The organism is Hydrogenophaga electricum, from assembly GCF_030160815.1.
GTDB lineage: Bacteria > Pseudomonadota > Gammaproteobacteria > Burkholderiales > Burkholderiaceae_C > Hydrogenophaga > Hydrogenophaga electricum.
In genome coordinates this window covers 3,791-29,964 of sequence record NZ_BSPB01000044.1, presented here as the reverse complement: position 1 = coordinate 29,964, position 26,174 = coordinate 3,791, and the positions used below count along the sequence as shown (strand labels likewise).

The 26,174-nt window shown below is 69.8% G+C and carries 26 protein-coding genes and 1 pseudogene; 11 read left to right on the top strand and 16 right to left on the bottom strand.

Annotated features, from left to right (window positions below; translation table 11 throughout):
• From QQK43_RS18275 to QQK43_RS18255, 5 genes are all read right to left on the bottom strand, one after another.
• Positions 1–214 (bottom strand): TRAP transporter large permease subunit (locus tag QQK43_RS18275; protein WP_284308908.1); only part of this gene is annotated, 214 nt, incomplete at its 3' end.
• A gap of 16 nt (positions 215–230) precedes the next feature.
• On the bottom strand, positions 231–722 hold the full coding sequence (locus tag QQK43_RS18270; RefSeq protein WP_284308907.1) for a TRAP transporter small permease: 492 nt from the start codon (positions 720–722) through the stop codon (positions 231–233).
• A gap of 120 nt (positions 723–842) precedes the next feature.
• A complete protein-coding gene (locus QQK43_RS18265; RefSeq protein ID WP_284308910.1) occupies positions 843–1,811 on the bottom strand; it encodes a TRAP transporter substrate-binding protein in 969 nt (322 codons plus the stop codon).
• Positions 1,812–1,864: 53 nt separating this feature from the next.
• The gene (locus tag QQK43_RS18260; protein ID WP_284308906.1) at positions 1,865–2,695 is read right to left on the bottom strand and encodes a phosphogluconate dehydrogenase C-terminal domain-containing protein; all 831 of its coding nucleotides are present in this window, start codon (positions 2,693–2,695) and stop codon (positions 1,865–1,867) included.
• 209 nt (positions 2,696–2,904) lie between these two features.
• Positions 2,905–3,390, bottom strand: a complete 486-nt coding sequence (locus QQK43_RS18255; protein ID WP_284308905.1) for a MarR family winged helix-turn-helix transcriptional regulator — start codon at positions 3,388–3,390, stop codon at positions 2,905–2,907.
• 190 nt (positions 3,391–3,580) lie between these two features.
• On the opposite strand from QQK43_RS18255, the gene QQK43_RS18250 reads away from it, so the two are divergent.
• The 3 genes from QQK43_RS18250 to maiA are packed head-to-tail and all read left to right on the top strand — an operon-like array spanning position 3,581 to position 6,064.
• Positions 3,581–4,648, top strand: a complete 1,068-nt coding sequence (locus QQK43_RS18250) for a cupin domain-containing protein (RefSeq protein ID WP_284308904.1) — start codon at positions 3,581–3,583, stop codon at positions 4,646–4,648.
• A 47-nt stretch (positions 4,649–4,695) separates the two neighbouring features.
• On the top strand, positions 4,696–5,397 hold the full coding sequence (locus QQK43_RS18245; RefSeq protein ID WP_284308903.1) for a fumarylacetoacetate hydrolase family protein: 702 nt from the start codon (positions 4,696–4,698) through the stop codon (positions 5,395–5,397).
• A gap of 19 nt (positions 5,398–5,416) precedes the next feature.
• Positions 5,417–6,064 (top strand): maleylacetoacetate isomerase, encoded by a 648-nt coding sequence (gene maiA, locus QQK43_RS18240; RefSeq protein ID WP_284308909.1) that lies wholly within the window; start codon positions 5,417–5,419, stop codon positions 6,062–6,064.
• A gap of 10 nt (positions 6,065–6,074) precedes the next feature.
• Here the strand turns inward: maiA and QQK43_RS18235 are convergent, their stop codons facing one another.
• The 3 genes from QQK43_RS18235 to QQK43_RS18225 form a co-directional block, all read right to left on the bottom strand.
• On the bottom strand, positions 6,075–6,632 hold the full coding sequence (locus tag QQK43_RS18235; protein WP_284308902.1) for a hemerythrin domain-containing protein: 558 nt from the start codon (positions 6,630–6,632) through the stop codon (positions 6,075–6,077).
• Positions 6,633–6,645: 13 nt separating this feature from the next.
• Positions 6,646–9,108: an adenosylcobalamin-dependent ribonucleoside-diphosphate reductase gene (locus QQK43_RS18230; RefSeq protein ID WP_284308901.1), complete on the bottom strand. Its 2,463-nt coding sequence runs from the start codon at positions 9,106–9,108 to the stop codon at positions 6,646–6,648.
• Between the two features lie 215 nt (positions 9,109–9,323).
• Positions 9,324–10,340 (bottom strand): LLM class flavin-dependent oxidoreductase, encoded by a 1,017-nt coding sequence (locus tag QQK43_RS18225; protein ID WP_284308900.1) that lies wholly within the window; start codon positions 10,338–10,340, stop codon positions 9,324–9,326.
• Between the two features lie 160 nt (positions 10,341–10,500).
• On the opposite strand from QQK43_RS18225, the gene QQK43_RS18220 reads away from it, so the two are divergent.
• The 8 genes from QQK43_RS18220 (at position 10,501) to QQK43_RS18185 (ending at position 16,986) form a co-directional block, all read left to right on the top strand.
• Positions 10,501–11,604, top strand: coding sequence for an alkene reductase (locus QQK43_RS18220; protein ID WP_284308899.1), 1,104 nt, complete (start codon positions 10,501–10,503; stop codon positions 11,602–11,604).
• Positions 11,605–11,679: 75 nt separating this feature from the next.
• Entirely contained in the window at positions 11,680–12,093 is a 414-nt protein-coding gene (locus tag QQK43_RS18215; protein ID WP_234267624.1) for a SirB2 family protein, read from the top strand.
• The gene (locus QQK43_RS18210; RefSeq protein ID WP_234267626.1) at positions 12,090–12,494 is read left to right on the top strand and encodes a YbaN family protein; all 405 of its coding nucleotides are present in this window, start codon (positions 12,090–12,092) and stop codon (positions 12,492–12,494) included. The genes QQK43_RS18215 and QQK43_RS18210 overlap by 4 nt, the downstream gene beginning before the upstream one ends.
• Before the next feature lie 122 nt (positions 12,495–12,616).
• Positions 12,617–13,267, top strand: a complete 651-nt coding sequence (locus QQK43_RS18205; RefSeq protein ID WP_284308898.1) for a thermostable hemolysin — start codon at positions 12,617–12,619, stop codon at positions 13,265–13,267.
• Positions 13,264–14,739: an AMP-binding protein gene (locus QQK43_RS18200; protein ID WP_284308897.1), complete on the top strand. Its 1,476-nt coding sequence runs from the start codon at positions 13,264–13,266 to the stop codon at positions 14,737–14,739. Before QQK43_RS18205 ends, QQK43_RS18200 begins: the two co-directional genes overlap by 4 nt.
• A gap of 18 nt (positions 14,740–14,757) precedes the next feature.
• Positions 14,758–15,444 carry an iron-containing redox enzyme family protein gene (locus QQK43_RS18195; protein ID WP_284308896.1) on the top strand — a complete coding sequence of 229 codons (687 nt, stop codon included), beginning with the start codon at positions 14,758–14,760 and terminating at the stop codon, positions 15,442–15,444.
• Positions 15,441–16,268, top strand: coding sequence for an SDR family oxidoreductase (locus QQK43_RS18190; RefSeq protein ID WP_284308895.1), 828 nt, complete (start codon positions 15,441–15,443; stop codon positions 16,266–16,268). The genes QQK43_RS18195 and QQK43_RS18190 overlap by 4 nt, the downstream gene beginning before the upstream one ends.
• Positions 16,269–16,308: 40 nt before the next feature.
• Positions 16,309–16,986 (top strand): tetratricopeptide repeat protein, encoded by a 678-nt coding sequence (locus QQK43_RS18185; protein ID WP_284308894.1) that lies wholly within the window; start codon positions 16,309–16,311, stop codon positions 16,984–16,986.
• 72 nt (positions 16,987–17,058) lie between these two features.
• Here QQK43_RS18185 and QQK43_RS18180 read toward each other — a convergent pair whose 3' ends face one another.
• The 8 genes and pseudogenes from QQK43_RS18180 to QQK43_RS18145 all read right to left on the bottom strand — a co-directional run.
• On the bottom strand, positions 17,059–18,099 hold the full coding sequence (locus QQK43_RS18180) for a hypothetical protein (protein WP_284308893.1): 1,041 nt from the start codon (positions 18,097–18,099) through the stop codon (positions 17,059–17,061).
• A 24-nt stretch (positions 18,100–18,123) separates the two neighbouring features.
• Positions 18,124–18,747 (bottom strand): hypothetical protein, encoded by a 624-nt coding sequence (locus tag QQK43_RS18175; protein WP_284308892.1) that lies wholly within the window; start codon positions 18,745–18,747, stop codon positions 18,124–18,126.
• Positions 18,748–18,990: 243 nt separating this feature from the next.
• The gene (locus QQK43_RS18170) at positions 18,991–20,187 is read right to left on the bottom strand and encodes a phosphoglycerate kinase (RefSeq protein ID WP_284308891.1); all 1,197 of its coding nucleotides are present in this window, start codon (positions 20,185–20,187) and stop codon (positions 18,991–18,993) included.
• Positions 20,188–20,261: 74 nt separating this feature from the next.
• Positions 20,262–22,049: a phosphoethanolamine transferase gene (locus tag QQK43_RS18165; RefSeq protein ID WP_284308890.1), complete on the bottom strand. Its 1,788-nt coding sequence runs from the start codon at positions 22,047–22,049 to the stop codon at positions 20,262–20,264.
• A 77-nt stretch (positions 22,050–22,126) separates the two neighbouring features.
• Positions 22,127–23,518: a sensor histidine kinase gene (locus QQK43_RS18160; protein ID WP_284308889.1), complete on the bottom strand. Its 1,392-nt coding sequence runs from the start codon at positions 23,516–23,518 to the stop codon at positions 22,127–22,129.
• Complete coding sequence (locus tag QQK43_RS18155) at positions 23,515–24,264, bottom strand: response regulator (RefSeq protein WP_234264146.1); 750 nt, start codon at positions 24,262–24,264, stop codon at positions 23,515–23,517. Before QQK43_RS18155 ends, QQK43_RS18160 begins: the two co-directional genes overlap by 4 nt.
• A gap of 89 nt (positions 24,265–24,353) precedes the next feature.
• The gene (locus QQK43_RS18150) at positions 24,354–25,355 is read right to left on the bottom strand and encodes an SDR family NAD(P)-dependent oxidoreductase (RefSeq protein ID WP_234264147.1); all 1,002 of its coding nucleotides are present in this window, start codon (positions 25,353–25,355) and stop codon (positions 24,354–24,356) included.
• A pseudogene (locus QQK43_RS18145) lies at positions 25,352–26,174 on the bottom strand (hypothetical protein); the annotation flags it as partial. The pseudogene QQK43_RS18145 and the gene QQK43_RS18150, both read right to left, overlap by 4 nt.

Below are 26,174 nucleotides of genomic sequence, written 5' to 3'. Positions count from 1 at the left end.
CCCCGGTCTCCATGAGATTGCCCGCGAGGATGAAGAAAGGGATGGCCGCCAGCGGAAACTTGTCGATGGCGGTGAACATCTCCTTGGGCACGAGGATCAGCTTGTCGCTGTCGAACAGCGCCAGGCCCAGGATGGCGGAGCCGCCGATGGAGATGGCAATGGAGATGCTGAAGGCAAAGCCCAGCAGCATGGTGACGAGCAGGGTCAATGGCATGGTGTGGCCTGTGGGTTTACGAGGCGTTGGCCAGTTCTTCGTTCTGGGGGGCGATGTGGTGGGCCAGCACCGCCACCATGGCCAGCAGCGCGCCCACCGGCAGCGCGGCATAGGCCCAGGCCATGGACAGCTCCATGCTGGCAAAGGTCTGGAAGCGCACGCGGTACGCGAGGTCTATGCCGAACCAGGCCACCACGGCCAGGAAGCTCAGGTTGACGCCGGTGATGATGCCGCGCACGGTGGAGCGCCAGGCGCCGCGCGAGAGGCGCAGCATCAGGTCCACCGAGACCATGGCCCCGATGCGCAGCGCCGCCACCAACCCCAGCAGCACCATCCAGATCAGCAGCCGCCGCATGGACTCCTCGGTCCACGACGACGGCTGTTCCAGGACAAACCGCACCACGACCTGCCACAGGCCCAGACAGGAAATGACCGCCAGCAGCAGGCAGGCCACGTTCAGGCACAGGCCCGTGAGCAGGCGATCAAGCCACAGGATGAAGGTCTTCATGAGAGGTGCGTCGCAAACTGGCCACGAAACCGGCGGAGCCGCGGAGCCGGCTCCGCCGGTTTCGCAGGTTCCGCTCCCTGGAGAGGGTGCCGACCCGCAGCGCGGGCCGGCGCGGGGGGATTACTTCACCGCCTGGATGGCGGCGATCTTGTCGGCCCCGAATTCCTTGGCGAACTGCGCGTAGGCAGGCGCCACGGCCTTGCGGAAGCTCTCGCCATTGACCTTCTCGACCACCTGCATGCCGTCCTTGCGCAGTTCGGCCACCGCCACGCTTTCGTCGTCGTTGACCTTCTTGCGCTGCACCACGGCGGCCTTGCGCGCCGCCTCCTGGAACACGCCCTTGTCCGCGTCCGAGAGCTTGTTCCACACCGACGGCGACAGCACCAGCACGGCCGGCGAATAGACGTGGTTGGTCAGCGACAGGTACTTCTGCACCTGCGACAGCTTGTTCGACAGGATCACGGGAATGGGGTTTTCCTGGCCATCCACGGTGCCTTGCTGCAGCGCGGTGAAGACCTCGGGCCAGGCCATCGGCGTGGGCAGCACGCCGAAGGTCTTGAAGCCTTCCATGTGCACCTTGTTCTCCATGGTGCGCAGCTTCAGCCCCCGGGCGTCTTCGGCGCTGTTGATCGCGCGCTTGCTGTTGGTGATGTGGCGGAAGCCGTTTTCCGTCCAGGCCAGGCCGACGATGCCCTTGGCCGTCATCTTCTTGAGCAGGTCCTGGCCGATGGGACCGTCCATCACCTTGCGGGCGTGGTCGTAATCGCGGAACAGGAAGGGGATGTCGACGATCTTCACCTCGGGCACGAAGTTGCCCAGCGCACCGGTCGACACGTTGGCCAGATCCTGCGTGCCCAGTTGCACGGCCTCGATCATTTCGCGCTCACCCCCCAGGGCGTTGTTCGGGTACTGCTGGCACTTGTAGCGGCCCTGCGTGCCCTTGTCGACTTCCTCGCAGAAGGCCACCGCCCCCATGCCGTAGTGCGACGTCAGCGCATTCGAATAACCAATCTTGAGCACCGTCTGCGCCTGCGCCGACAGGCCCAGCAGCGTGGCGCCCAGCGCCAGAACCAGGTGGGTTTTCTTCATCATGTCTTTGTCTCCGTTTTTCTGGATAGGGGTGAAAGCGTCGGACCCCGCGCTCAGGTGATGCGCTCGATGCTTTCGGCGATTTCTTCGCGGTCGAAGATCTTTTTCCAGTCGTCGCGCAGCAGCCGCGGCTTGCCGTTGACGATGGCCTTGTTGCAGGCGTCCGAGAACTGGCCGGGAATCTGCTTGAAGATCACCGCGCTCAGGATCGTCATGTGGCCGAGCAGGAAGTCGCGCGCGGCGTCCGCCGGCACGCCGCGGGCCACGACCTCGTCCATCGCTTCGCGCATCACGTCCAGCAGGGTCGCGCACACGGTTTCCGACAGGCCCGGCTCCAGCAGCGCCATCTGTTCCACCGTCACCCGGTACGAGCGTTCGATGGGCTGGTAGATCGTCTTGGCCACCGCCTCGCCGAGCGCGTAGGCCGACTCGGGCCCCTGCATCAGCGCATTGACGATGGACTGCGGCGCCTTCAAGCCACCGAAATAGTCCGGCGCGCCTTCCACGTGCACCTTGGGGTGGAAGATCGACGGGTGGCAGGGGTGCGCCACGAAATACACCAGGTCCGGGCGCTGCGGCAGGTGGCCAGCGAAGGGCGCGGCGGCGTCCAGCGTCATGACCATGGTGCCCGCCTTGAGCTGGGGCGCGATCTCGGCCGAGAGCTTGCCGATCAGGGTGTCGGGCACGGCCAGGATGACCACGTCCACGTCCTGCAGCGCCTGCTCCAGCGGCAGGCAGTCCACGCCCACCTCGGTGCGCAGGCGCTGACGCCCGACCTCGCCCGGCTCCACGTGGCGCACTTCGTACGCCGAACCCTTGAGGTTCTGCGACAGGCGCACGCCCATCTTCCCACCCGCGCCCAGCAGCGCAATCTTTGCCGTCATGTGATGTGTCTCCATGTCTGAGAAATGGGCGCCGTGGGGCGCCACGACCGGACGGGCGTCCGAACTGGTGTAATGGTATGACGACATGATCATGTGAACTAAAGGGAAAACCCTTAATCACGCGAATGGACACCGCGCCAGCGGGCACGCCGGGGGTTCACCGGGCCTGCCGCCCGGCGCTGGAAACCGTCAAGGGAATGGGCGGGCGCTCAGCCCGCCGTGGGGCGCGAGGGGGCCTCGGCCGGCGCCCGGCTCAACGCGTTGTTCTGCGTCACCAGCACCTGCACCAGCCGCATGAACTCGGCCTGCTGGCGCGGCGTCAGCGGCGCCAGGATCTGCGTCTGGGCGCGCAGCATCGCCGGCACCGCCTGCGCCAGCGCCTGCTCGCCCGCCGGGGTCAGCACCAGCTGGCGCGCCCGCCGGTCTTCGGGCGCGGTGCGGCGCTCCAGCCAGCCGCGTGCTTCCAGCCGGTCCACCACGCCACCGGTGGTCGACGCGTCCAGCGCAATGGCCCGCGCCAGCGTGCGCTGATCGATGCCCGGCTGGTTGTGCACCACCTGCAACGCCCCGTACTGCAGGGGCGTCACGCTCAGTTCCCCCATCTCCTGCATGAAGATGCCCACGGCGATCTGGTGCAGCCGCCGGATGGCGTGGCCGGGCTGCAGGTCGATGTCGATGAACTCGGGGTTTTCCATGAGGGGGTGTGGAAGGCGTTGACCCAGTTTAACCGCACTCTTATGATAAGCATACTGATGGTTAGTATGCTGTCTCTTTCCGGCAGCCAGGTCCGCGATCCGCACTGCCGCCACAGGGCCTCCGGCTCCAGGGGCGGGCCCTCGCGACCCTCCCACCCACACCGGCATGCGACCGGCCCAGGAGACTTTCATGAACGATCTCGGCAAGCTCGAAGACCTGCCCGGCGACTACGTGGCCGCCCTGCGCGCGCGCAATCTCGTGCCGCTGTGGCCCAGCCTGCGTGGCGTGTTGCCGCCGCAGGTGCCCACGCGGCAGACCCAGCCCACGCACTGGGCGTATGCCGACATCCGGCCGCTGCTGATCCAGGCCGGCGAGCTGACCCCCATCGAAAAGGCCGAACGCCGTGTGCTGGTGCTGGCCAACCCCGGTCACACCCTGGAAAAAATGCAGGCCAGCGCCGCCATGTACCTGGGCATGCAACTGCTGCTGCCCGGCGAGTGGGCGCCCAGCCACCGGCACACCCCCAACGCGGTGCGCATGGTGGTCGAGGGCGAAGGCGCCTGGACCACGGTCGAGGGCGAAAAATGCCCCATGGAGCGCGGTGACCTGATCCTCACGCCCACCGGCCTGTGGCACGAACACGGCCACGACGGCGACCAGCCCGTGATCTGGCTCGACGTGCTCGACCTGCCGCTGGCCTACTACCTGGAAGTCAGCTACCACCTCAACGGCGCGCGCCAGGACACCCTGCCCGGCGAAGGCGTGCGCAACTACGCGCGTGCCGGCGTGGTGCCCACACCGGTGTTCGGCCGCAGCGGGCGCCGCTACCCGATGCTGCGCTACCCCTGGGCCGACGCCCGGGCCGCCCTGCTGTCTCTGGCCGCCAACCAGCCCGACCTGGCGCCCGTGCAGGTCACCTACGTGAACCCCGAAACGGGCGAAGACGCCGAAAACATCCTCGGCTTTCACGCCCTGATGCTGCGGCCAGGCCAGACGCTGACCCTGCCGGCGCGCTCGCCCGCCGTGGTCTACCACGTGATCGAAGGTGCGGCCCGCGTGGCCACCGAGGCCCGCGGCTTCGACCTGGTGCCCGCCGACACCTGCTGCATCCCCGGCTACACCGCCACCACGCTCAGCAACCCTTCCACCACCGAACCGGCTTTCCTGTTCGTGGCCGACGAATCGCCCCTGCACCGCAAGCTGGGCGTGTACGAAGTGCGCACCGACGGTCAACCGGCCCTGCCGGCCCAGACCTGAAAACCGCCCCAGCCCGCCACCCCGCTTTCATCCGCTGTCTGTTTGCCATGACCACCTACCTCTTCGCCCCGCCCGCCGTGCCTTCGCTGCCCATCCGCGGCCGGACCGAACGCTTCCCCGTCAACCGCATCTTCTGCGTCGGCCGCAACTACCACGCGCACGCCGTCGAGATGGGCAAGCCGGTCGACAAGACCGCCGAGCGCCCGTTCTATTTCACCAAGTCGCCGCAGACGCTCACGCCCTCGGGCGCCACCGTGGCCTACCCGCCCGAAACGACGAACTACCACTTTGAAATGGAGCTGGTGCTGGCCGTGGGCAAGGCGGGTTTCCGCGTTCCGGCCGAAGACGCGCACCAGCTCATCTACGGCTACGCCGCCGGCCTGGACATGACGCGGCGCGACCTGCAACTGGTCGCGCGCGACAAGGGCCGGCCCTGGGACCTGGGCAAGGACATCGAAGAAGGTTCGGTGTGCTCCGAGATCGTGCCCATGGAAGGCGTGGTCATTCACAGCGGCGCCATCGCGCTGGAAGTGAACGGGGCCACGAAGCAGGCGTCCGACGTGAACAAGCTGATCTGGAACATCCGCGAAATCATCGCCGACCTGTCCCTGTTCTACCACCTGCAGCCGGGCGACCTGATCTACACCGGCACGCCCGAAGGCGTGGGCGCGGTGCTCAGCGGCGACCGCATCACCGGCCGCGTCGAAGGGGTGGCCGAGGTGGCGCTGACCATCGGCGCCGCCGCCTGACCGGGAGCCCGCCATGACCATGACCCTGCACAACTTCTGGCGCAGCGGCACCTCGCACCGCACGCGCATCGCCCTCCACCTGAAGGGCCTGTCGTACGACTACGTGGCGGTGCACCTGGGCAAGAAAGCGCACCTGAGCGACGCCTTCAAGGCCCTGAACCCGCAGCAACTGGTGCCGGCCCTGCAGGCCGACGAACTGGGCGACCAGGTGCTGATCCAGTCGCCCGCCATCATCGAGTGGCTGGAAGAGAAGTACCCGAACCCGCCGCTGCTGCCCCGCGATCCGCAGCGCCGCGCCCAGGTGCGCGCGCTGGCGGCCATCGTGGGCTGCGACATCCACCCGGTGAACAACCGCCGCATCCTCGAATACCTGCGCAAGACCTTCGGCGCCGATGAGGCCGCCATCAACGCCTGGTGCGGCACCTGGATCGGCGCCGGCTTCGACGCCTACGAGGCGCTGCTCGCGGCCGGCCCGAAACGCGGCCGCTTCAGCCATGGCGACGCGCCAACGCTGGCCGACGTGTACCTGATTCCGCAGATCGAAAGCGCGCGCCGCTTCCAGGTCGACCTCGCGCGCTGGCCGCTGATCGCCCAGGTGGAACAGGCCTGCCTGGCGCTGGCCGCGTTCCAGGACGCGGCGCCGTCGAAGCAGCCCGACGCGGCCTGAAGCCGCCGCGTCAGCCCAGGCGCCGCTGCTGCATGTCGGCGCTCATCGCCTGCAGTTGCGCGGGTTGCAGCAGGGCTTGCGCGGCCGGGTAGGCAATGCCGTCTTCGTCGGTCAGATGCCGCGCGTAGAGCGCGGCGTAGGCGTCCATCTGCGCCTGCTCGTCGGCCGTGAAGGCAAAAGCCGGCGCCGGCACGGCATCGCGCAGCCGCTGCAGGGTCTGGCGCACCTGCGCCCACCCGGCCTCCATGGCGCGGTGGTCGTCCAGCAGGCGGCCCACCGTGCGGCAGGCCACCGCATCGCCTTGCGCCAACAGCACCGGAAACACGTGCCGTTCTTCGTCCTGGTGGTGCAGCGGGCCGGCCACGTCGAAATAACGCATCACGTCGCGCGCGGCCTCACTGCCGGCGGTGTCCGCGCCATGCCCGGCCGCGTGCTCACGCAGCCGCGCCAGCAGGCGCAGCATGCGCGCCACCCGTTCGTGGCAAGCCCCCAGCATGTCGAAGGGGGCCTCGAAACCGGCGGCGGGCGATGGCGGCGCGCCGGGAACGGGCAGCGGGATGCGCTGCATCGGCCGCCGGTCGTCAGCCGCAGGAGCCCAGATGGCCGCACGAGGTGCAGTAGTCGCAGCCGTCCTTGCGGATCATGGCGTGCGCACCGCACTCGGGGCACTTCTTGCCGGCCATCACGCCCGACGGCATGCCGGTCAGCTCGGGCGCGGCCGGCGTGGCGTGGGACGCCAGGGCCAGCGGCGCGGCCGACGGGCTGGCCGTCTGGTTGCGGCGGGCGATGATGTTCTGCAGCGCGTAGGCGACGGCCGCCACTTCGGAGTCGTGCCACATCGGCACCTGCGTGCCGTCGGCCTTTTCGTAGGTGCCCAGGCGCACCGGTCCGCGGTCCCAGGCGACCTTGCGCATGTCGCTGAGCGCACGTTCCAGGAAGCCCCCGCGCGCGGCCAGCGAGAGCAGGCGCATGCTGGCGGTGATCCACTGCTGCGACTCGCCGCTCTGGCCCACGGGCATGAAGAACTCGATCGCGCGTTCGATGCTGCCCACGCCGTCGGCGGCGGGCACCGGCAGGAACGAGACCACGATGTACAGCGTCTTGTGGCCTTCCTGCGTCCAGTACTCGATCTTGTCGGCCACGGCCGAGAGCGCCCCCTTGGGGCGGCTTTCGATCACGGTGCGCATCGGGTCGATCGGCTGCGCCGCCACCGGCTTGGCCGGCTCTTCGGACTTGGGCGCGGGGGTGCCGATGTCGAGCACCGAACCCAGGATGGTGTTGGGCCGGTAGGTGGCCAGGCCCTTGAGGTGGGCTTTCCAGGCCTGGTGGTAGAGGTTCTTGAAGTCCTCGTACGGGTAGTCGCCCGGCACGTTGACCGTCTTGGAGATCGAGGTGTCCACGAAGGGCTGCACCGCTTCCATCATCGCCACGTGTTCGCCGGCGGTCATGGCCAGGGCGTTGACGAAGTATTCCGGCAGTTGCTCGACGTCACCGCCCAGCTCGCGGTACACGCGCCAAGCGTGGTCTTCCACCGCGTATTCGCTGGTGCTGCCGTCGGCCTCGCGCTTCTTGCGGCGGTAGGTCCAGGAGAACGGCGGCTCGATGCCGTTGGAGGCGTTGTCGGCAAAAGCCAGGCTCACGGTGCCGGTGGGCGCGATCGACAGCAGGTGGCTGTTGCGGATGCCGTGCTTGCGGATGAGCTTCTGGATGTCGTCGGGCAGGCGGCTGGCGAAGGTGCCGGCCTGCAGGTAGCCCTTGGCGTCGAACTTGGGGAAAGCGCCCTTTTCCTGCGCCAGCGCGACGGAGGCGCGGTAAGCGGCGTTGCGCATGCTCTCGGCGATCTGCGCGGCCATCGCGCGGCCTTCTTCGCGGTCGTAACGCAGGCTGAGCATGGCCAGGGTGTTGCCCATGCCGGTGAAGCCCACACCGATACGGCGCTTCGCAGCCGATTCGGCGCGCTGCTGTTCCAGCGGCCAGAAGGTCACGTCGAGCACGTTGTCGAGCGCGCGCACCTGCGTCGCCACCACGGCCTCGAAGGCCGCGAAGTCGAAGCCCGGCAGGCCACCGAAACCGAAGGGGTTGCGCACGAAGCGCGTGAGGATGATGGGGCCCAGATCGCAGCAGCCGTAGGACGGCAGCGGCTGCTCGCCGCAGGGGTTGGTGGCGGCGATGTCTTCGCAGTAGCGCAGGTTGTTGTCGTGGTTGATCTTGTCCAGGAACAGGATGCCCGGCTCGGCGAAGTCGTAGGCCGACTTCATGATGGTGTCCCACAGCTCGCGCGCGGGCACGCTGCGGTAGATCCACTGGCCGTCGGCGCGCTGGCTGGCGCCCTTGTCGATCAGCTTGGCCCCCGGGCGGGCACGGTGCACCAGTTCCCAGAGCTGGTCGGCCGCCACGGCCTCCATGAAGGCGTCGGACACGCCCACCGAGACGTTGAAGTTGTTCCAGCGGCCGGGCGTGCGCTTGGCGGTGATGAATTCCAGCACGTCCGGGTGGTCGATGCGCAGCACGCCCATCTGGGCGCCACGGCGTGCGCCGGCGCTTTCCACGGTGGAGCAGCTCTGGTCGAACACGTTGATGTAGCTGCACGGACCCGAAGCCATGGAGTGCGTGCCCTTGACTTCGGCGCCCTTGGGCCGGATGCGCGAGAAGTCGTAGCCCACACCACCGCCACGGCGCATGGTTTCGGCGGCTTCGCGCAGCGCTTCGTAGATGCCGGGGAAGCCTTCGTCGTCGAAGCCCTGGATGCAGTCGCCCACGGGCTGCACGAAGCAGTTGATCAGCGTGGCCTGGATGTCGGTGCCGGCGGCGCTCATGATGCGGCCGGCACCGATGGCGCCCGCGTGCAGGTTGTCGAGGAACTTCTGTTCCCATTCGGCGCGGATCGGCTCCTTTTCCACCGAAGCCAGCGCACGCGCCACGCGGCGGTACAGGTCTTCGACCCCGGTTTCACCGGGTTTGAGGTATTTCTCGGCCAGAACGTCCTGGCTGATGGGTTGGACACGGGAGAGATCTTGGGCGCGGAGATCGTTGTCTCGTTTCATGGTGCAAAAGAAAAAATGCCGGCAACGGGCGGCATGGAAAACACAGCAGGAGATGATGACGCCAAAAAGTGGTCGCCAGACTAACGGGCCGCCGTACGGCGGGACTTGTTCTGCGTCAACTTCGGGCAGGTGCCCCGCGGCGGGGCAGCGAGCTTACAGGCAAACCCTGTGCCAAAGTGGCGGCAAAACGAAGAAATACCAGAAGCAGGCGCTAACTAACCTGCTTTGGCAATCTCGGCGGCGATCGAGAGCGATCGCAGGCGGAAGGCGGGATCGTACACGTCGCTGACCAACATGAACTCGTCCGCTGCCGTGGCTTCGGACAGGGCCGCCAGGCCCTGGCGCACCGTATCGGGGCTGCCCACCACGGCGCAGGCCAGGAAATCGGCCACGGCGGCGCGGGCCTGCGCATCCAGCCCTTCCAGAAAGCCGGCCACCGGCGGCGGCAGGCGCCCGCGCCGGCCGGTGAGGATGCCGAGCACGCGCTGGTAGGTGCTGCTGGCCAGGAAGGCGGCCTCGTCGTCGGTCGGTGCCGCAATCAGGGGCACGCCGACGATGGCGTAGGGTTTGTCGAGCACCGCCGAGGGGCGAAAATTCTGCCGGTACAGCGCCAGCGCCTGCAGCAGGTAGCGGGGCGCAAAGTGCGAGGCAAAGGCGTAGGGCAGCCCGCGCTCGGCCGCGAGCTGGGCCGAAAACAGGCTGGAACCCAGCAGGTAGATCGGCACCTGGGTGCCGGCACCGGGTACGGCCACCAGGCGCTGGCCAGGCTGCGCCTCGTCGAGCAGGCGCTGCAGCTCGGCCACTTCGTGCGGGAAGTCGTTTTCGGTTTCGACGCGGTCGCGGCGCAGTGCGCGCATGGTCATCGGGTCGGTGCCGGGCGCGCGGCCCAGCCCCAGGTCGATGCGCCCCGGGTACAGCTCGGCCAGGGTGCCGAAGGCTTCGGCCACCACCAGCGGCGCGTGGTTGGGCAGCATGATGCCACCGGAGCCCACGCGGATGCGCTGCGTCCCGCCGGCCACATGCCCCACGAGCACCGCCGTGGCCGAGCTGGCGATGCCCGGCATGTTGTGGTGCTCGGCCAGCCAGTAGCGCTCGAACCCCAGGGTTTCGACGTGCTGGGCGGTGCGCAGCGCGATGGCCAGCGCCTCGGCCACGGTCCCGCCTTCCCGGACGGCCACCAGATCGAGCAGGGACAAGCGGGTGCGTGGCAGGGACGAGGTGGGCGTGTTCATGCCCCGATTGTGCGCAGCCACGCCGGCCGGCGCCACCGATTGGGTCAAAACCGGCGCTCTCGCGGGGCCTGTCCGGTGCATGACGACACACCGCTGCCGAAAGCGCTAGGCTCTCGCCCACTTCCCCACCTTCCCCTGCCCCCAACCGGAACCCAGCACCATGTCTTCACTGTTCGATCCCGTTCAGGCCGCCAGCCTGTCCCTGGCCAACCGCATCGTGATGGCGCCGCTGACGCGCAACCGCGCGCCGCAGGCGGTGCCCACGCCGCTGATGGCCACCTACTACACCCAGCGCGCCAGCGCGGGCCTGCTGATCACCGAAGCCACCGCCATCAGCCACCAGGGCCAGGGTTATGCCGACGTGCCCGGCCTGTACGCACCCGAGCAGATCGCCGGCTGGCAGGGCGTGACGGCCGCGGTGCACGCCGCCGGCGGCAAGATCGTCACCCAGCTCTGGCACGTGGGCCGCGTGTCGCACACCTCGCTGCAGCCCGGCGGCGGCGCCCCGGTGGCGCCCTCGGCCATCGCGGCCAAGACCAAGACGGTGCTGCTCACGCCCGAAGGCCCGACCTTCGTCGACACGTCGACACCGCGCGCGCTCGACATCGGCGAAATCCCCGGCATCGTCGACGACTACCGCCGCGCCGCGCTGGCGGCCATCGAGGCGGGCTTTGACGGGGTGGAAATCCACGCCGCCAACGGTTACCTGATCGACCAGTTTCTCAAGACCGGCGCCAACCAGCGCAGCGACGCCTACGGCGGCACCATCGACAACCGCGCCCGCCTGCTGCGCGAAGTCACCACCGCCATCACCGGCGCCATCGGGGCCGGCAAGGTGGGCATCCGGCTGTCGCCCGTGACCCCGGCCAACGACATCGTCGACGCCGACCCGCAGCCGCTGTTCGACCACGTGGTGCGCTTCCTGGCCCCGCTGGGCCTGGCCTATGTGCACATCATCGAAGGCTCGACCGGCGGCCCGCGCGAACTGCCCGACCGCCCGTTCGACTACGCCGCCCTGCGCGCGGCCTATCGCGATGCCGGCGGCACCGGCGCCTGGATGGTCAACAACGGCTACGACCTGGCGCTGGCCGAGCAGGCCGTGACCGGCGGCGCCGACCTGGTGGCCTTCGGCCGCTCCTACATCGCCAACCCCGATCTGGTGGCCCGCCTGCGCGCCGGCGGCCCGTTCAACAAGGCCGACAAGAACACCTTCTACGGTGGCGGCGAACACGGCTACACCGACTACCCGACGCTCGGCGCCTGACGGGCATACCGGCGCAGGGCCCGCACACGGGCTGGCTATGATCGCCGCATCCGGGTCCGCCCCGGTCTGCGCGCCATGCCTTCGCCCGAACTGACCGCCCTGCTCTACCCCCTCCTGCGGCCGGCCCACATCGGCCTGGTCGGTCTGAGCGTGGCCGGCTACGCAGCCCGGGCGCTGGGGGTTTTCTTCGGCCAGGCCTGGCCGCTGGCCCCGGCCGTGCGCCGCGCCAGCAGCCTGATCGACACCGCGCTGCTGGCCGCCGGCGCCAGCCTGTGGTGGCTGCTGCAACTCAACCCGCTCGGCCCCGACACCTGGCTGGGCGTGAAGCTGGTGCTGCTGGTGCTCTACATCGGGCTCGGCACACTGGGCCTCAAACGGGCGCCCACCCGGGTGGCACGCGCCGGCTTCGCCCTGGCGGCCCTGGCCTGCGTGGGCTTCATGGTCAGCGTGGCCGTAACCCACCACCCGCTCGGCCTGTTCGCGCCATGAGCGGCCCCCATCCCTCGCGCACGGTGCGCGCCCTGCTCTGGGTCGCGGGCAGCCTGTCGCTGCTGCTGGGGCTCATCGGGGTGGTGCTGCCGGGCCTGCCGACCACGCCGTTCGTGCTGCTCGCGGGCGCCTGCTACGCCAAGGCGTCGCCGCGCCTGCACGCCTGGTTGCTCAACCACCGCTGGATGGGCCCGATGCTGCGCGACTGGGAAGCGCACCGCAGCCTCACGCGGCGCACCAAGACCATCGCCATCGCCTCCATGCTGGTGATGGTGAGCCTGTCGATCTGGGGCTTCCGCCACCGCCTGGCGGCACAGATCGCTCTGGCGGTGCTGGGCGCCATCGGCGCCTGGGTGGTGCTGCGCATCCCCACCCGGCCGGCACCGCCCCCTGCCGACTGAGCCGCGGACACCGACCGTCCGTCGGACGCGGCCGCCGCTAAGCAAGCCTTAATCGGCCCTGGCCACCATGCAAACACGTTCGGATCGCACCGCTGGCGCGACCGCCTTCAGGAGTGTTTGCCTTGCTGCCCCTTCCCATGCCTTCGACCCCGCCCGATCACGGACCGCCTCTCGCCGGCGGCACGGTCTGGCACGTCCATGACGCCAACGACCCGGACCGGGATGCCGTGCAGGCTTTCATCGCCCGCGTCTTTGCGCGCCGCTTCGGCGCCCGCGTCCAGCAGTTCGCCCCACAACTGGTGAGCCTGCGCGAGCGCGACAGCGGCCGCATCGTGGCCGCCGCCGGCTACCGCCCGGCCAGCCAGGGGCCGCTGTTCCTCGAACACTACCTCGACGCCCCGATCGAACAGCTGCTCGCCCAGCAGGCCGGCGAGGCCGTGTCCCGCCAGGGCATCGTGGAAGTGGGCCAACTGGCCGCCGAACGCGCGGGCGAAGGCCGCCGCCTGATCCTGCTGCTGGGCCAGCACCTGGCGACGCAGCCGGTCGAATGGGTCACCAGCACGCTGACCCAGGAACTGCGCCAGCTTTTCGTGCGGCTCGGCGTCACCCCGCTGGCCCTGGGCCATGCCCACCCGCTCGCCCTGGGCCCGCAGGCCCAGGCCTGGGGCAGCTATTACGACCACCACCCGGTGGTGCTCGCGGGCCGGTTGCAGGCCGCGTTGCGGCTGATCCGCCAGCGCAGCAGACCCCCCATCACCCCTTCCCTGCCATGACCCCCCCGATCCCCACGCCCCCGATGGGCGAGGTCCTGCTGCGCCAGGACGATCTGGCCCTGCCCCGCCCCGCGCTGGACCAACTGGTGCAGCAGACCGCCGAGACCCTCGGCGCCGCGCCCCGGCGCGTCGTGGCGACCCTGCTCGACAACTCGGCCGCCTGGGCCGTGCTCGATCTGGCGCTCGCCGAGGCCGGGCTCGTGCACCTGCCGATCCCGGGCTTTTTCACCGCGCCCCAGATCGCCCACGTCCTGCAGGCCAGCGGCGCCGACGCGCTGATCACCGCCGCCGTGATGGACCTGCTGGGCCTGACCGGCACGCCGCGGCCGCTCACGCTGGCCGGCACGGCGCTGGCGCTGCACACGCTGGCGGCGCGGCCGGTGCCGCTGCCGCTGCCCGCCGGCACGCAGAAGATCACCTTCACCTCGGGCACCACCGGCAATCCCAAGGGCGTGTGCCTGGGCGCCGCCGGGCTCGACCAGGTGGCGCAGGGCCTGGTGCAGGCGCTTGCGCCGCTGGACATCCGCCGCCACCTGTGCGCCCTGCCGCTGCCGGTGCTGCTGGAGAACGTGGCCGGCCTGCTGGCGCCGCTGGCTGCTGGCGCCGAATGTGTGGTGCTGCCGCTGGCCCGGCTCGGGCTGGAAGGCTCGTCCCGCTTCGACCCGGCCACCTTCCATGCCGCGGTCATGCAGACCCGGCCCCACAGCCTGATCCTGCTGCCGCAGATGCTGCGCGCCTGGGCCGGCTGGCTGGCCGCCACCGGCCAGCGTGCCCCGGCCTCGCTGCGCCTGGTCGCCGTGGGGGGCGCCGCCGTGGGCGAAACCCTGCTGCTGGCGGCCCGCCAGGTGGGCATTCCGGCCCACGAAGGGTATGGCCTGTCCGAAGGCAGTTCGGTGCAGACCCTCAACCTCCCTGGCGCCGACCGCGCCGGCAGCGCCGGTCGGCCCCTGCCGCACGCCCGCGTGCACGTGGACGACCGGGGCCAGATCCATGTGGCGGGCAGCCTGATGCTGGGCTACCTCGGCGACAACGCACCCGCCCCCGTCTGGTGGCCCACGGGCGACGTCGGCCACCTCGACGAAGACGGCTTCCTGCATGTGCGCGGCCGCCTGCGCCACGTGCTCATCACCGCCTTCGGCCGCAACGTCTCGCCCGAATGGGTCGAGACCACGCTGCGCGGCCAGCCCGCCATCGCGCAGGCCGTGGTGTTCGGTGAAGCCCGCCCGCACCTGTCGGCGGTGCTCTGGCCGCTGCGGCCCGACGCCAGCGACGCCCAGTTGCAGGCCGCCGTGGCCGAGGCCAACCGCGAATTGCCCGACTACGCGCGCATCGGCCACTGGGTGCGGGCCCGCGCCGACTTCACGCCCGAAGCCGGCCTGGCCACCGCCAACGGCCGGCCACAGCGCCAGGCCATCGAAACCCTGCACGCCGCCGCGCTCTACGACGAGACCGCGCCGGCCTTCCCGTCCTGACCCTGAAGGAGTCCGTCCATGTCTTTCTATGACCAGCTTGTCCAGCAGACCCAGGCCGCCCGCAGCGAACTGCTGTCGGTGCCCATCATCCAGGGCGCCCTGCAAGGCCGCGTCTCGGCCCCGGCCTACCTGGCCTTCCTCACCCAGGCCTTCCACCACGTGCGCCACACGGTGCCGCTGCTGCAGGCCTGCAAGGCCGCGCTGCCCCCGCACCACGCCTGGCTGAACGACGCCATGGACGAATACGTGGAAGAGGAGCGCGGCCACGACGAGTGGATCCTCAACGACATCCGCGCCTGCGGCGGCGACGCCGAAGCCGTGCGCCAGGGCCCGCCCGGGCACGCCACCGAAGTCATGGTGGCCTACGCCTACGACACCATCGCGCGGCGCAACCCGCTGGGCTTCTTTGGCATGGTCCACGTGCTCGAAGGCACCAGCGTGGCCCTCGCCCTGATGGCCGCCGACCAGATCCAGAGCGGGCTGAACCTGCCCGACACGGCCTTCAGCTACCTGCGCTCGCACGGCACGCTCGACCAGGAACACACCGCGCACTTCGAACTGCTGATGGACCGCATCGAAGACCCGCAGGACCAGGCCGACATCGTGCACGCCGCCAGCGCCTTCTACCGCCTGTATGCCGACGTGTTCCACAGCCTGCCGCTGCCGGCGGCGCAGGCCGCCACCACCGAGGCCCAACCCGCATGAACCCCGCCCACGCCCGCGTGCTGCTCACCGGCGCCACCGGTGGCATCGGCCAGGCCAGCGCGCGCGCCCTGCTGCGCGCGGGGGCTGCCGTGCTGCTCAGCGGCCGCTCGCACGAACGGCTCGACGCCCTGTCGCGGCGGCTGGTCACCGAAGGCTTCGACGCCACACGCATCCGCTGGACGGCCGCCGACCTGGGCCACGCCCAGGACACCCGGGCCCTGGCCAGCGAGGCCACGCGGCTGTGCTGCAACGTGGTCATCCACAACGCCGGCCTGCCCGCCTTCGGCCGGCTGGAACAGCTGAGCGACGACACGCTCGAAGCGGTGCTGCAGACCAACCTGCTCGCCCCCATGCGGCTGACCCGCGCGCTGCTGCCCCACCTGCAGCAGTTGACCGACGCCCAGCTCATCTTCGTCGGCTCGGCCCTCGGCGCCATCGGCCTGCCCGGCTTCAGCGTCTACAGCGCCGGCAAGTTCGGGCTGCGCGGGTTCGCCCAGGCCCTGCGGCGCGAACTGCAGGACAGCACCGTGCAGGTGCAGTACCTCGGGCCGCGCAGCACCGACACCGGCTTCAACGACCCGCAGGTGCAGGCCTACAACCGCGCCACCGGCACGGCCCAGGACCCACCGACTGCCGTGGCCGACGCCCTGCTGGCGCTGATCCGCCACCCGGTGGGCGAGCGTTTCCTGGGTTTCCCGGAAAAGTTCGCGGCGCGCCTGAATGGCCTGGCCCCCGAATGGCTCGACGGCAGCTTCCGCCGCCACCGCGAAAGCCTGCCGCCGTCGCCCTCCGCCCCCACGGCGCCGCCCCCGCTGCTGCGCTGATTCCGCCCCATCCGCCTGTTCTGTCTTTCCGGAGTTCTTCATGGTCACCGACACCCGCTCCCCATCCCGTTTCACCGCCCGCCGGCAACTGCTTGGCGCCCTGCTCGCCCTGGGCGCGGCCGCGCCCCTGCTGGGCCACGCCGCCAGCGTCGACGAAGCCGTGCAGGAATTGCAGCGCGGCTGGGAAACCACGCGCTACCAGGCCCCGGCGGCCGAACGCGAAAAACGCTTCGACGCGCTGGCCCAGCGCGCGCGCGCCCTGAGCCAGGAACACGCCGGCCGCGCCGAACCCCTGGTGTGGGAAGGCATCATCCTCAGCTCCCTGGCCGGCGAAAAGGGCGGCCTGGGCGCGCTGCCCCTGGTCAAGCAGGCCAAGACCCTGTACGAACAGGCGATCCAGATCGACCCCAAAACGCTCGACGGCTCGGCCTACAACAGCCTGGGCGTGCTGTACTACAAGGTGCCCGGCTGGCCGATCGGCTTCGGCGACAAGGACAAGGCGCGCGACCTGCTGCAAAAGGCCCTGGCCGTGAACCCCCAGGGCATCGACGCCAATTACTTCTACGGCGAATTCCTGGTGGAAACCGGCAAGTCCGCCGACGCCGTGCCCTATCTCGAAAAAGCCCTGCAGGCCCCCGACCGCCCGGGCCGCCCCCTGGCCGACAAGGGCCGCCGCGACGAAGCGCGCCAGCTGCTGCAGAAGGCCAAGGGGTCCTGAAGCCCCACCGCCCGCCTGGGCAGGAAACGCCCAGGGAGGACGCTCCGAGTGATCGGATGCCGCCTCTCTGTATCAGGTCCTCGCACGGGCAGGCAGCAAGTCCGGCGCCGGTTCGCTGCCGAGTGGATGCGGCCATTGCAGGGCCGCCGGCAGCCGGTGCTGGTCCATTTCAGCCAGCGCCTGTGCCGAATGGGCCATCGGCGTGTTCGCCACTTCCCTGGCATCCAGATCGGCCTCGCGCAGGGTGTATCCGTCGTGTTGGCCAAACCGGATTTGGCCGTCGGCGGCATGGAAAAGGTTCACCCTTGTCATGCCGCACTGGCGCGCCGTGGCAGCCACGGCGTAGCAGGTGTTGGTCAGGCCCTGGTCCCAGGGCAGACCATGGCGCTCGGCCACTTGCGCCACTTCACGCTCGCTGTCCGCGAGCAGTTGCCGGCTGACCGGGCCGAGATCGCTGCGCCCGGATTCGTTTTCCGTGAGCAGGCGCTGCATCAGGCTGCGCACGGGGGCGGGGTGGCTGCGCTCCTGGTTGAGTTCGCTCCCAGGCACCGGCGGGGCCAGTTGCTGCAGATGGCGCTGGTTGGGCATGACCTTGACCGTACCGTCGAACCCACGATCGATCGGCGTGTCGTGGGCGGGCACTTCCTGCACGAAGCCGAATTCGTTGGGCAAGGTCTGTGCCGGCTGGTGCCTTTCGATGCCGGCATGCTTGAGCGCGCCCCAGGTGAAGTCGATGCAACTGTTGGTCAGGCCTTTGTAGTCGCTCCGGAAGTGGCGCCACTGCTCGTCAACGCCAAGTTCACCGAACTGCTTCAGGCGCTGGTACTGTTCGGCGCTGATTTCCAGGGTGCGACTGTAGCCCGGCTGGTGGTAGGTCTTGGTGTCACTGCGTACCACCTCACCCGGACCGCTGCTCTGCCCATGTACCTTGGGAGCAAAGCCGTAACTGTTGTAGGTCGATCCATCACCGATTTCGTACCACATGTGCCCAGCGGCCGAGGTCTGGCCAGTGAGGTTGCCGTCGCCATCCTTGAGTGGTGTGCCCGGATAGGCCAGGTAGGTCGTGACGGTGTAACGCGGTGATGACGTGGCCTGTGTATTTGGTCCGCCCATGTGGTGCTCCCTGTCTCTATCGGCCTATTTGTGCCACTTGCTCTCAAGAAAGGTCAGGAACACCGGCAGGCCCCGCAGGGCCGGCTGGTCCTCCAGCACCGTGGCCTCCAGCCGGTATTGCCCGGGGGTGAGCTTGCCGGCACCGGCCAGACTGAGTTGGTAGAAGCTGGCGTCGGGCGTGCCCCGGGGCATGCCGGAGTGCGAGCTGTACTCCCCCTCGGAAACCGCCACACCGTCGGGCAGCTTTCGGGGCTCAAATTCACCGGGCTCATACGGACCGGACACCCGTACAGAGATGCCAAATATCACGGGTTCGAAGCGTCCTTCGTCGATGCGGTGCAACATCAGACGCACCTTGACCGGATGCGAGTCGATCAGGCGAATGCGCCCGGCATCATCACCGGGCGCGAACGGCACGCGCAGGCCCGCGTAGAACCCTCTGTACCCATCGGCCTTGGGCGGAATCCAGAACTCGGTCTGCACGGTGTGCCCGGCCTTGTCGACAGGCATGGGCAGCACCACCGGAATGCTGGGTTGCCCCAAAGGCGCCGCAGCGGCAGAGCTGGGGTTCTGGGTCTGGCCGCAGGCGGTCAGGCCGCTGCCGACAAGCCCTGCGATAGCCAACGCTCGGGTGATCCACTGTTTCATTGTTTTCTCCCTGAAATGGTTGGCTGACAGCGGTCCGCCTGCGCTCAGCCGCATCGCCAGACAGGACACAGCACGCGGTTGCCTCGGACTTGGCAATGTTCCAACCTACAAATACTAGCCTGCACAGGCACCCCCCTGGCGCCCGCAAGACCCGCCTTCAGCGGGCTTCGATCACAAAAAGCCAAAGACCCAAAAAACAAAGGGCGGCCCATGCCGCCCTTTGCCGAAGTCCTGCCGCTGCCTTCAAACACCCGCCCGCCGCGCCAGCACCTCGAACGCCGGCAGCGTCTTGCCTTCGAGCACTTCGAGGAAGGCGCCACCGCCGGTGGAGATGTAGCCCACGTCCTTCTCGATGCCGTACTTGGCAATCGCCGCCAGCGTGTCGCCACCGCCGGCGATGCTGAAGGCGCTCGATTCGGCAATGGCTTGTGCGATCACTTTGGTGCCGTTCTCGAAGGCCGCGAACTCGAACACGCCCACCGGGCCGTTCCAGACGATGGTGCCGGCCTGCTTGAGCTTCTGTGCCAGCTTGGCCGCGGTCTTGGGACCGATGTCCAGGATCAGGTCGTCGTCGGCCACGTCGGTGGCGGCCTTCACCGTGGCTTCCGCGTCGGCCGCGAAGGCTTTGGCGCAGACCACGTCTTCGGGGATCGGCACCTCGGCGCCGCGCGCTTTCATGGCTTCGATCACGGCCGTGGCTTCACCCAGCAGGTCGGGCTCGGCCAGGCTCTTGCCGATCTTCAGACCGGCCGCGAGCATGAAGGTGTTGGCGATGCCGCCGCCGACGATCAGGCCGTCCACGTTCTTGGCCAGGCTCTGCAGGATGGTCAGCTTGGTCGAGACCTTGCTGCCGGCGACGATGGCCACCAGGGGGCGCTTCGGGTTGGCCAGGGCTTTGCCAATCGCATCCATCTCGGCCGCCAGCAGCGGGCCGGCCGAGGCGATGGGCGCGGTTTCGGCAATGCCGTAGGTCGTGCCTTCGGCGCGGTGGGCGGTGCCGAAGGCGTCGTGCACGAAGATGTCGCACAGCTTGCCCAGCTTGGCCGCCAGTTCGGGGCTGTTCTTCTTCTCGCCCTTGTTGAGGCGGCAGTTTTCCAGCAGCACGACTTCGCCGGGCTTAACGTCAAAGCCGCCGTCGACCCAGTCGGCCACCAGGCGCACCGGGCGGCCCAGCAGTTCGCCCAGGCGGGCGGCCACGGGGGCCAGCGAGTCTTCGGGTTTGAACGCCCCTTCGGTCGGGCGGCCCAGGTGGCTGGTGACCATCACCGCGGCGCCGGCGTCCAGCGCCATCTGGATCGCGGGCACCGAGGCGCGGATGCGGGTGTCTTCGGTGATGTGGCCGGCGTCGTCCTGCGGCACGTTCAGGTCGGCACGGATGAAGACGCGTTTGCCCTGGGCCTTGCCTTGGGCGCACAGGTCGGAGAAGCGGATGAATTGCATGGTGATGTCCGGGGTTGTTGCGCTGAATACCACCGCGCATTGTAAAAACCCGGCCCGGCCCCACCGGGCAGCCCTCAGCCCAGCCCGGCGCCGCGGGTGTCTTCCCGGGCCAGCGGCGATGCCTGCCCGCAGGGCGCGGTGATGTCCAGCGCCGGCAGATGGGCCAGCGTGTGCACCTGCATCAGGCCGAGCACGGAATGGAACACGTTGTCGTGCGACAGCGGCAGGCTGGTCTGGCGGCGCAGGCAGGCGCCATCGATGCCGGTGCGCTCCTGCAGCGCGTCGGACAGCCACATCACCATCGGCACGTGGGTCTGCTGCGAAGGCGCCAGCGCATAAGGCAGGCCGTGCAGGTACAGCCCGTTCTCGCCCAGCGATTCGCCGTGGTCGGACACGTACAGCAGCCCGGTGTCGTAGCGGCCGCCCTGTGCCTGGGCCTGCAGCCACTGCAGCCCCAGGTCGAGCACGTGGTCGGTGTAGGCGATGCTGTTGTCGTAGGTGTTGCGCAGCGCCTCGGGCGTGCAGTCGCTGAGCGTGTTGCTCTCGCACTCGGGCAGGAACCGTTTGGCCGCTGCCGGGGCGCGCTTGAAATAGGCCGGGCCGTGGCTGCCCATCTGGTGCAGCACCACCACCACGCCCTTTTCGCGCCGCTGCGGGTCGAGCGCGGCGATGCGCGCGTCCAGGTCCTGCAGCATCACCTCGTCCAGGCACTCGCCGCCCTCGCACAGGCCCGGCACGTTCAGCTCGCGCGTGCTGGCATGGGGCACGCGGTCGCACACGCCCTTGCAGCCCGACTGGTTGTCGAGCCAGAGCACGGCCAGCCCGGCGCGCTGCAGCACATCGAGCAGGTTTTCCTGCGTGGGCGGTTGGTTGCCGCCCTCTTCGCGCGACAGCGGCGAGAACAGGCAGGGCACCGACACCTGGGTGTTGGTGCCGCAGGACTGCACGTCGGCAAAGTTCACCAGGCTGCCCTGGCCCTGCCCGGCCTGGGCGGCCTGCCAGCGCGCCAGGGCCGGCGTGGTGTCGCGGGGGTAGCCGTCGAGGCCGAAGTTTTCGGCGCGGGCGGTTTCGCCCACCACCAGCATCAGCAGGGCGGGCCGGCGGTGGGCCTGGGCCGGCAGCACGACGTGGGCGTCGGTGCCCACAGGCGTCAGCGTGCGCGCCGGGGTCGGCGCCTGGTCGAGCGCGAGCCGGCCGATCGCGTACACGCTGGCCAGGGGGTTGGCCATGTAGCGCAGGGGTTTGTGGTTGCGCATGAGCGAGGCCAGCGAGGAATAGCTGAGCACCGCCGCCAGCACCACCAGCGCCGGGGCCAGGGCGGCCGTGCCGGCGTTGCGCGTGGCCTGCCGCCACCAGCGGGTGGCCCCGGTGGGCGGCCGGCGCCAGACCCACCACAGCGCCGGGCCGGCGATGCCCAGCACGGTCAGCAGCAGGCGCAGCGAGAGCAGGTCGCGCACCTCGCGGGTGTCGGTCTGCAGGGCGTTGACCAGCATGGAAGTGTCGATCACCACACCGTATTCGGCCATGAAGTGGCCGGCCAGCGCCGTCACCAGGATCAGCACCGTGGCCGCAGGCCGCCAGACGCGGGGCCAGGCCAGCAAGGCCAGCAGCGCCAGGTTCAGGCAGCCGATGAGCAGGCCCAGCCCGATCGAGCCCCCCAGCCGGAAGGCCAACGAGCCGTCGAGCGAACCGATGCGCTGCCACAGGGGCAGGTTGCCGGTCAGCGTGAGCCACAGGGCCAGCACCAGCACCGGGGCACCGGGCAGCACGTCGAACCGGCCGCGCAGCACGCCCGAAGGGCGCGCATCGGGTGCAGGAGCGGCGGCGGAGCCGGCGGAAAAGCGGGAAATCGACAGAGCCATGGTGCGGGGCGACAGACGCCAGCACACGCTGGCCCGCGCACCTTAGGCAGCCGACATTAAGGCCACCTTATCCGGGCTTATGCAGGGTCTTCGGGGGTGGCTGCGGCCGGCCAGACCAGGGCAAAACGGGTCGTCATCGGCGCCGGCGGCGTGTCGCGCCGGAACTGCGCCCCGAGCTGTTCGGCGATGCGCTGCACCAGCCGCAGGCCCAGGCCCAGGCCGTCGGCATCGCGCCGGGCCAGCGGCAGGCGCTCGACCCCGGCGGGCACCACCAGGTCGAGCGGGCGCTGGCCGTCGTCGCTGACCGCCACCCCGACGCCCTGGGCGTCCTGCCAGACCTCGACCACCACCTGCGTGCCCTCGGGCGTGTGCCGGATGGCGTTTTCGATCAGGTTGCGCAGGGCCAGCTCCAGCAGCAGGCGGCGCACCTGCACGCGCACCGCGCCGTCCGGCTGCACGAGCGCGAGTTCATGCCCCTGTTCGTAGGCCAGGGGGGCGTGCGCCGCCACCAGATCGGCCGCCACGTCGCCCAGGGCGACCTGGGTCAGCGCCGAGGCCTCGTCGCGCCCGGGTCGCTGGGCCCGCGCCAGGTCGAGCAGTTGCGCCAGGATGCGCCCGGCCCGCAGGGATTCGCGTTCGAGCTGGTCCAGCCGCTCGGGCGACGGATCGGCCCGGGCCGCGCTGGCCTGCAGCGTCATGGCCGCCAGCGGGGTTCGCAGTTCGTGCGCCACGTCGGAGGCGAACTGCCGTTCGCGCTGCGCCTGGTCCTGCAGGTTGTCGACCAGGGTGTTGATGGCGTGCACGATGCTGGCGAATTCGCGGAACTGGTGGTGCGGCTGCAAGCGCTGGCCGGCCAGGGTGTCGAGCGAGGCCACCTCGCGCGAGAGCCGGTCGAGCGGGCGCAGGCCGCGGCGGATCGCCCACCAGAGCACCACCGCGATCAGCGGCATGATCAGCAGCGCCGGCCGGGCCATGTGCTGCGCCATGTCCATGGCCAGGTCGTAGCGCTGCCCCATGTCCAGCAGCACCGCCACGCGGCGCCATTCGGCCGGGTCTTCGGCCACGTACATGCGCCATTCGTGCGGCGCACCGTCGCCCTGGAGCACCACGGTGGACAGGCCCGGGCGCAAGGCGCCGGCCGGCAGGCGCGCGGCCAGGCCGTGCGTGTCGGTGCGCAGGCGGTCGCCCTCCCACTGCAGCACGGCCATGTCCAGCACATAGGCATTGAGCCCCTGACGGCTGAGCGGGGCGCTGAGGACGCGGTGATCGTCGGGCGCGGTGGCCAGCCACAGGCGGCTGGTGGCGATGAGCTGGCCGTCGGTGATTTCGCGCGCTTCGTGGTGGCCGGTGTACCAGGCCACCGCCACCAGCGACCCCCACACCAGCGCCAGGGCCCCCAGGGCCCAGGCGAGCAGGTGGCGCCAGAGCGTGCGCCGGGCAGAGGCGGACGCTGGCGCCGCCGCGGTCATGCCGCGCGGGCCACGGCCAGTTCGGCGGCCGGTTCGGCCACCGGCTGCGGGTTGGGAAGGCTTTCGCGCGGCACGAAGTAGCCCACGCCACGCACGGTGCGGATCAGCGTTTCGCCGAGCTTGCGCCGCAGGTGGTGGATGTGCACCTCGATGGCGTTGCTTTCCACCGATTCGTTGAAGCCGTACAGCGCGGCCTCCAGCCGGGCCTTGGACAGCACCTGGGGCCGGGCTTGCAGCAGCGTCAGCAGCAGCGCGTATTCCTTGCCGCCCAGCGGCACCACCTGGCCCGAGCGCTCGACGGTGCGGGTGGCGGGATCGAGCAGGATTTCGCCGTGTTCGATCACCGGCTTGCTGCGCCCGGCAGCGCGGCGCAGCATGACCCGCAGGCGCGCCAGCAGCTCGTCGGTGTCGAAGGGCTTGATGAGGTAATCGTCGGCGCCGCCGTCGAGCCCGCTGATGCGGTCGCTCACGCCATCGCGCGCAGTCATGATCAGCACCGGCAGGTCGTTGCGCGGCAGGCTGTCGGCGCCCCGCGTGCGGTGGCGGCGCAGGCGCGCCAGCAGGTCCAGGCCGTCGCCGTCGGGCAGGCCGAGGTCGAGCACCAGCACGTCGAACGGTTCCACGCACAGCGCGGCCCAGGCCGCCTGGGCGCCGCCGCACACGTCGACCGCATAACCCGCTTGCCGCAGGGAATCGGCCAGGCCACCGGCGATGCCGGCATCGTCTTCCACCACCAAAGCTCGCATGTTGCGCTCTCTTCCGGATGGGTTATCCGGTCAGTTGATCCGGATTCCAGATTCTGACGAAATTACTTAAACCGGACTTAAGAAAGCGCTCAGACCCCGTAATAACCCCGATACCAGTCGACGAAATGCCGGACGCCCGTGGCGACGTCGGTGCGCGGCTCGAACCCGGTGAGCGCGACCAGCGGCCCGACGTCGGCCCAGGTGCGCGGCACGTCGCCCGGCTGCATGGGCAGCATCTCGCGCAGCGCCGGCCGGCCCACGGCCTGCTCGATGCATTCCACAAACCGCAGCAGCGGCACCGGCTGGCTGTTGCCCACGTTGAGCACGCGCGCGGGCGCCTGGCCGTCGGCGCCGCGCACCGGCGGGCGCAGCAGCACGCGCCAGACCGCTTCGACCACGTCGCCCACGTAGGTGAAGTCGCGCTCCATCTGGCCGTGGTTGTAGATCTGGATCGGCTCGCCCGCCAGCACGGCCCGCACGAACTTGAAGATCGCCATGTCGGGCCGGCCCCAGGGGCCGTAGACCGTGAACAGCCGCAACCCGGTGGCCGGCAGGCCGTACAGGTGGGCGTAGCTGTGCACCATGAGTTCGTTGGCTTTTTTGGTGGCGGCGTAGAGCGACACCGGCTGGTCGGTCATCTGCGATTCGGACAGCGGCATCTCGCGCGCGGCGCCGTAGATCGAACTGGACGAGGCGTAGACCAGGTGCCCCACGCCCTGCGCGCGGCAGCCTTCGAGCAGCGTCAGGGTGCCCGCGAGGTTGCTGTCGAGGTAGGCCATGGGGTGCTCGACCGAATAGCGCACACCCGCCTGCGCGGCCATGTGCACCACGGCGTCGAAACGCTCGCGGGCGAACAGCGCGGCCACGCCGTCGCGGTCCGCCAGGTCCAGCTGTTCGAAAGCGAAACCGGCCTGGCCCTGCAGTTGCGCCAGGCGCGCCTGCTTGAGCTGGGGGTCGTAGTAGGCGTTGAGGCTGTCCACGCCGAGCACCTGCAGGCCCTGGGCCAGCAGGTGGCGCGTGAGGTGGAAACCGATGAAGCCGGCCGCACCGGTGATCAGCACCCGGCGGGGCGACAAAGAGGGTTCGATCATTCGAGGATGTCCATGCGGCGCGGGCGCCAGGTGTAGGCGTGCCAGGTCTCGGGCGCGGCGCAGTCGGGGCGCAGGGCATCGGCCCCGAGCAGCACCCAGTCGCGCCGGTGCGCACTGCCCAGCACCTGCTGGCGGCCCAGATCGAAGCAGGCCAGTTCCAGGTGGTCGGGGGCGAGGATCACGCGGTCGGGCCGTTCACGCATCCATTGCCAGGCCCGGCGTTCCTGCTCGGCCAGCGGCGCCAGGTAGCTGAAGTGCGTGAGCGGGCGGTGCGAGAACAGCAGGAACTGCTCCTTGAACTCGATCAGCCCGACCTCGGTGCGGGCCGGCACCCGCTGTTCCAGGTCGGCCATCAGCGCGCGCGGCGTGCGGTGCGGGTTCATCACCGGCCAGACCCACAGGGCCACGAACAGCCAGCACAGCAGGCTCACGAGCGTGAGCTGCTGGAAGACCGGCCGGCGCCACGACAGCGCCGTCGAGCCCAGCACGGCCGCGCCCAGCACCCCCAGCGGCAGGGCCAGGTCGGCCAGCGCTTCGGCGTAGTCGTCCACCCGGTCACCGAAGGCCTCGGGGCGCCAGAGCGCCGTCAGCCCCAGGCCCAGCAGCAGCGCGCCCAGCGCGAGCGCGGTCAGCCGCAGCACGAAGGCGGTGCGGCGGCCGCCGCCTTCGGCCTGCACGCGCGCCCACAGGGCCGCGCCCACCAGCGCCAGCATGGGCAGCGCCGGCAGGATGTAGACCTCGCGCTTGCCGCGGCTGAACGAGAAGAAGACGATCACGAACACCACCCACAGGAACAGGGTCCGCGCCCGCGCGTCGGTG

Coding starts and splice junctions, on each gene's coding strand:
- QQK43_RS18270 (WP_284308907.1), bottom strand. CDS start 722: ATGAAGACCTTCATCCTGTGGCTTGATCGCCTGCTCACGGGCCTGTGC.
- QQK43_RS18265 (WP_284308910.1), bottom strand. CDS start 1,811: ATGAAGAAAACCCACCTGGTTCTGGCGCTGGGCGCCACGCTGCTGGGC.
- QQK43_RS18260 (WP_284308906.1), bottom strand. CDS start 2,695: ATGACGGCAAAGATTGCGCTGCTGGGCGCGGGTGGGAAGATGGGCGTG.
- QQK43_RS18255 (WP_284308905.1), bottom strand. CDS start 3,390: ATGGAAAACCCCGAGTTCATCGACATCGACCTGCAGCCCGGCCACGCC.
- QQK43_RS18250 (WP_284308904.1), top strand. CDS start 3,581: ATGAACGATCTCGGCAAGCTCGAAGACCTGCCCGGCGACTACGTGGCC.
- QQK43_RS18245 (WP_284308903.1), top strand. CDS start 4,696: ATGACCACCTACCTCTTCGCCCCGCCCGCCGTGCCTTCGCTGCCCATC.
- maiA (WP_284308909.1), top strand. CDS start 5,417: ATGACCCTGCACAACTTCTGGCGCAGCGGCACCTCGCACCGCACGCGC.
- QQK43_RS18235 (WP_284308902.1), bottom strand. CDS start 6,632: ATGCAGCGCATCCCGCTGCCCGTTCCCGGCGCGCCGCCATCGCCCGCC.
- QQK43_RS18230 (WP_284308901.1), bottom strand. CDS start 9,108: ATGAAACGAGACAACGATCTCCGCGCCCAAGATCTCTCCCGTGTCCAA.
- QQK43_RS18225 (WP_284308900.1), bottom strand. CDS start 10,340: ATGAACACGCCCACCTCGTCCCTGCCACGCACCCGCTTGTCCCTGCTC.
- QQK43_RS18220 (WP_284308899.1), top strand. CDS start 10,501: ATGTCTTCACTGTTCGATCCCGTTCAGGCCGCCAGCCTGTCCCTGGCC.
- QQK43_RS18215 (WP_234267624.1), top strand. CDS start 11,680: ATGCCTTCGCCCGAACTGACCGCCCTGCTCTACCCCCTCCTGCGGCCG.
- QQK43_RS18210 (WP_234267626.1), top strand. CDS start 12,090: ATGAGCGGCCCCCATCCCTCGCGCACGGTGCGCGCCCTGCTCTGGGTC.
- QQK43_RS18200 (WP_284308897.1), top strand. CDS start 13,264: ATGACCCCCCCGATCCCCACGCCCCCGATGGGCGAGGTCCTGCTGCGC.
- QQK43_RS18195 (WP_284308896.1), top strand. CDS start 14,758: ATGTCTTTCTATGACCAGCTTGTCCAGCAGACCCAGGCCGCCCGCAGC.
- QQK43_RS18190 (WP_284308895.1), top strand. CDS start 15,441: ATGAACCCCGCCCACGCCCGCGTGCTGCTCACCGGCGCCACCGGTGGC.
- QQK43_RS18185 (WP_284308894.1), top strand. CDS start 16,309: ATGGTCACCGACACCCGCTCCCCATCCCGTTTCACCGCCCGCCGGCAA.
- QQK43_RS18180 (WP_284308893.1), bottom strand. CDS start 18,099: ATGGGCGGACCAAATACACAGGCCACGTCATCACCGCGTTACACCGTC.
- QQK43_RS18175 (WP_284308892.1), bottom strand. CDS start 18,747: ATGAAACAGTGGATCACCCGAGCGTTGGCTATCGCAGGGCTTGTCGGC.
- QQK43_RS18170 (WP_284308891.1), bottom strand. CDS start 20,187: ATGCAATTCATCCGCTTCTCCGACCTGTGCGCCCAAGGCAAGGCCCAG.
- QQK43_RS18165 (WP_284308890.1), bottom strand. CDS start 22,049: ATGGCTCTGTCGATTTCCCGCTTTTCCGCCGGCTCCGCCGCCGCTCCT.
- QQK43_RS18160 (WP_284308889.1), bottom strand. CDS start 23,518: ATGACCGCGGCGGCGCCAGCGTCCGCCTCTGCCCGGCGCACGCTCTGG.
- QQK43_RS18155 (WP_234264146.1), bottom strand. CDS start 24,264: ATGCGAGCTTTGGTGGTGGAAGACGATGCCGGCATCGCCGGTGGCCTG.
- QQK43_RS18150 (WP_234264147.1), bottom strand. CDS start 25,355: ATGATCGAACCCTCTTTGTCGCCCCGCCGGGTGCTGATCACCGGTGCG.